General features: G+C 33.4%; 3 protein-coding genes. All 3 read right to left on the bottom strand.

Annotation, left to right across the window (positions count from 1 at the left end; genetic code table 11):
• Nucleotides 1-59 precede the first annotated feature (59 nt).
• The 3 genes from AC3WS5_RS15915 to AC3WS5_RS15905 all read right to left on the bottom strand — a co-directional run bounded on the left by AC3WS5_RS15915 (nt 60) and on the right by AC3WS5_RS15905 (nt 3,481).
• On the bottom strand, nt 60-722 hold the full coding sequence (locus tag AC3WS5_RS15915) for a UvrD-helicase domain-containing protein (RefSeq protein ID WP_492468406.1): 663 nt from the start codon (nt 720-722) through the stop codon (nt 60-62).
• Nucleotides 706-2,340, bottom strand: a complete 1,635-nt coding sequence (locus AC3WS5_RS15910) for an ATP-dependent nuclease (RefSeq protein WP_492468405.1) — start codon at nt 2,338-2,340, stop codon at nt 706-708. The genes AC3WS5_RS15915 and AC3WS5_RS15910 overlap by 17 nt, the downstream gene beginning before the upstream one ends.
• 298 nt (nt 2,341-2,638) lie before the next feature.
• Nucleotides 2,639-3,481, bottom strand: coding sequence for a hypothetical protein (locus AC3WS5_RS15905; RefSeq protein ID WP_492468404.1), 843 nt, complete (start codon nt 3,479-3,481; stop codon nt 2,639-2,641).
• Nucleotides 3,482-3,920 lie beyond the last annotated feature (439 nt).

Genomic DNA, 3,920 nt, shown 5'->3' with positions numbered 1-3,920 from the left:
CCGCTTAGTGGATAAAGCATTTGAAAAGCTGAAAAACTCTAATTGACACTGGCCCAGTTTTAGGGGAAGCTTACAGAATATGTTCCTTGTCTAGGGTCGCCAACTAACAATATGTCAGAACTACAATTAAAAAGAAGTTTTAGTAAATCCAAATCGTAACCAGCCAAATCTTGAATCTCATCAATAAAAATATGTGAATATATTCTTGATATTCGGTCTATTACTGAACCGTTTGATTTTTCATTACACCGAAATACAAATTTTGAGAGTTTATCTGAATATATTTTTAGTTCTTTTGAGAAGTAGTGTCTTTCAAACTCTTTCTCCTCTCCAAAATAGATAGGATTTTTACAGTTACGACAGTTGTTGTTAATTATATTTTTTTGCTTGCAATCTTGACAAGGATTTCTATATGCTTTTAGCCCTGATTGATTATTTATTAAAATTAATCCTCTAATTTTCTTGTCAACTAAAATTCCCTGAAATGGTCTCACTCCGTGTTTTAGCAAGAATGAAAACCACGTTTGTACAGTAACATTTTCAGGAACACACTTATTTCTTTCAATGATTTTCTTTCTTATCTCGGTCTCGTTAGCTTGGGTATAAGTGGTAATAAGAACTTTGCCCTCTTTTTGCTTAAGAGCTTCTTCTACGAGAAAAGTTGTTTTTCCCGAGCCTGCGGCAGTTATAATGAGTTTATTGTTGTTAAAAGTTGATTGCATCTAAAATGTATTGAGGATATTCTAAGATTTCTTCTGTCTCAAACACTTTCAATGCACATTCGGTCTTGTTGGATTTCATATATCTATGCAAGTCATCATTACTTTGGTAAGTTGTCCCAAATACTGTATTCAGTTTTTCAAGATTATTCGCTCTTAGAAATTTCGGCTCAAGAGTATTGTAATTGAACTCCTGTAAAGCACCATTATCAATTGTCGAATCAAAAAAAATTTTTATGTTTGGTTTAATGTTATTACCAATATAATTTTCATACTTCCGCTTCAATGCTTCAACATTCCCGTCATTATCAGTAACAACAGCTACTTTTGTCCCTATTCTTTCGGCTATTTCCAAAAACCTTAAAAAAGAAGTACCAACCGAGATTACATCAACACTTTTCTCAATAGGAAGTTTATCGTCATTAGTAGCCATAAATGCCTTTTGAACAATAAGCTCATCAGAATCTCCCTCTACTAAAATCACTTTCTTGCATAATATTAGCCTTAAAGTGTCGTACCCAGACAACTTCCCAAAGAACTTATGCGTATCTACAGGTAACTGATTTAATCTTACTGTCTTTCTGTCGTTCAATAATATCAAATGGTCAAGCCCTAATTTATTAGCTACAAAACTACTGTGAGTAGAAACTAAGACCTGTCTGTCTTCACTATCGTTTTTTATATCGCTAATTAGCTGATTGAGTTTAGAATAAGATAAATGGTTTTCAGGTTCTTCCAACAAAAGAATGTTGGCTTCCTTTGCTTTTTTATGTCCCAGAGCCAATTTAGTTTTTATTAAACATTGTTCGCCTTTACCAATGTAATGAAACGGAACATCTTCCAAATATGTCATCAAGCTACTTTCCCACGCATTTTTTGAAGATAGTTCAACAGACAATTCTACTTTTTTATCTGAAATTTTTGAAGCTGTTTTTATTTTCTCATTTATCTTTTTTATTGCTTCCTCACTCATAAAAGACTCTTTCATTCTCCTATGGGCTTGTGATATTTCTACAACTTCATTTGAATCCAAAAATTCTTTTACAATTCGAGAAATATAGATGTCAGAACCATTTTGAAGTCTGTGGCTTGAAGAATCAATTAAAGCTGATTTAATAGGAATTTTTCTTGGTGTGATACTTTCATCACGTGCAAAACTTGTCCACGAAACGTTATAATATTCGATTGGAAGTGTTTTTATCCCTCCAAGTTGTACCAAGTCCTCATATTCTGTCTGATAGTTCTCATCAAAAGCCACTTTTAAGAAAAAACCACTTGTTTTTGATTTTTCACTATTCCCGTCTCCCTCAAATTCAGCAATATCTTCGCCCTCCATAAAGACCTCAATAAGAATATGTGGTAGAGGTTGGGCTATATTTCCTTGTTCTAATCCCAAAATATACTCTGCGACAACCTCATTGTTAAATATATACTGTGATAATTCGTTCTTCAAATATTTTCCATTATGCAAACCTGTTAAGGCGAGATGAATGGCTTCAATAATTGTCGATTTACCTGCTTCATTATTTCCTACAAGGATATTTATCCCCTTACTTAAAGTAAGTTTGAATGAACCCTTAAAGGTTTTGAAATTCTCTATATGGATTTTAGTAATGTTCATTAGATTGGTTTAAAAAAATTATTCTTTTCCTCTTTTCAATCGTAAAAATATAAAAACTGGCTTCACTCTAGCCCTATTAAAAAACTTTTTGGCCAACCAGCCACTTCTCCAGCAAGTTATTCCTTAAGCAATACCAAAAAAACTTATTCTCAAAAAACCAACAGTGTCGAATTAAGTAGTAGCTATTACATATTACACATAATATCCTCGATAGTATTTTTTGATCGAGTATCTGAATTCCCCCCCTTCTATATCTGTACCATACTATCCCATCGCAGATTTTACTTTACGCAGAAAATTAGAACGGCAATTCTCCAAGACTCACTGTCTTCTGTTTCTTTTTTGTCGTGATGATCTCAATTACCTGAGCTTCCTTCAAAAGTGGTCCAGTAGTTTGTATTTTGGACAATCTAAAAAAGGACTTGCTGCTGGTATAAAAAAGGTCGTAAAAAATATTAATGGCATACCGCTTTTCTAATACTTCTTTGATTTTCGTGGTCGCCTTATTTGCCTTCCCAGACACCATCAGAGACGGCGCAATGTGTACGGGTTTCAATACCGGTGCTGAATTCGTTAAAATCCTGGTACGCAACTCGTTGACTGTCCCAATAAAGTTAAAGAGCAACTCGGGAAACGGATTGAAATTCTTAGCCTCACAAAAGGTTATTAAGTCTTTGTTCCTGACATAATACAAGGCGCGTTTTGTATTGTAATAATCTCTTCGAAATGTAACTGAATTTCGCTTCACAACAACAATATCGGGCGTCGTAAAAAGTTCTTTGTGATGACAAGATTGAACAGTTAGGTTATGATAAATCTCAAATCTGAAATATTTCGATCCCACCTTCTTGGAAATGTAAAAATTAGAAAAGTTTGGTTGATTGCCGGCAGTTGAACACTTATATCTGTAACAATTTCCATCCTTCAAATTCTCTACCTTGATTTTATATTTTTTCCTTTTGTAATATTGTATAATCAGGTTGAAGCAAGACATTTCAAAATAATCACTGACACGCTTTGAATGGTTTACGAATGTGGCTTTAAAAACATTTATGAAAGAAGTTATTTCCTGATCGAATTCCGCGATATCCTTAAATGGTGACTTGTATTCTTTCTGGGTATCAAAATTTGCTTTACTCATTATCCGCATAGTTCTTTAAGTTCAAAATGCTTTCAATAAAATCTCGAGTATCATAATAATTGAAGATATTCTCAGAAATGTGATACTTTTCTAAAATTGAGTGGTAATTTATTGTCAATGCCTGCAGGTTGTTTTTCTCTTTAAGAGTAAAATAATAATTTCCTATCTGAATTGTGTCCGCTTCGCTTACTCTGGTAACCGTTCCATAGAATTTTATTGTTCCTTCCAAATTTGCAATTATCCGTTTATAAAAGATTGAAAGAGCCAATAATAACTCAATCGCTCTCAACTCATTCCTAAGTGAGGAATATCTTTGAGAATTTTCCAAATAGAAATTTACTTCGCGTATCCGATCCTGATACTCTATAACACTCCCCAATTTTAGGACCATCAGGGTTGATTGCTAAGTTAAGATTTCTTTCTTTTTCATTAGGCAGCT

Source organism: Niabella sp. CPT15-335-S11 (genome assembly GCF_058792415.1).
Note: the sequence above shows the minus strand (reverse complement) of the source record. Positions and strands in the feature narration are given on the sequence as shown.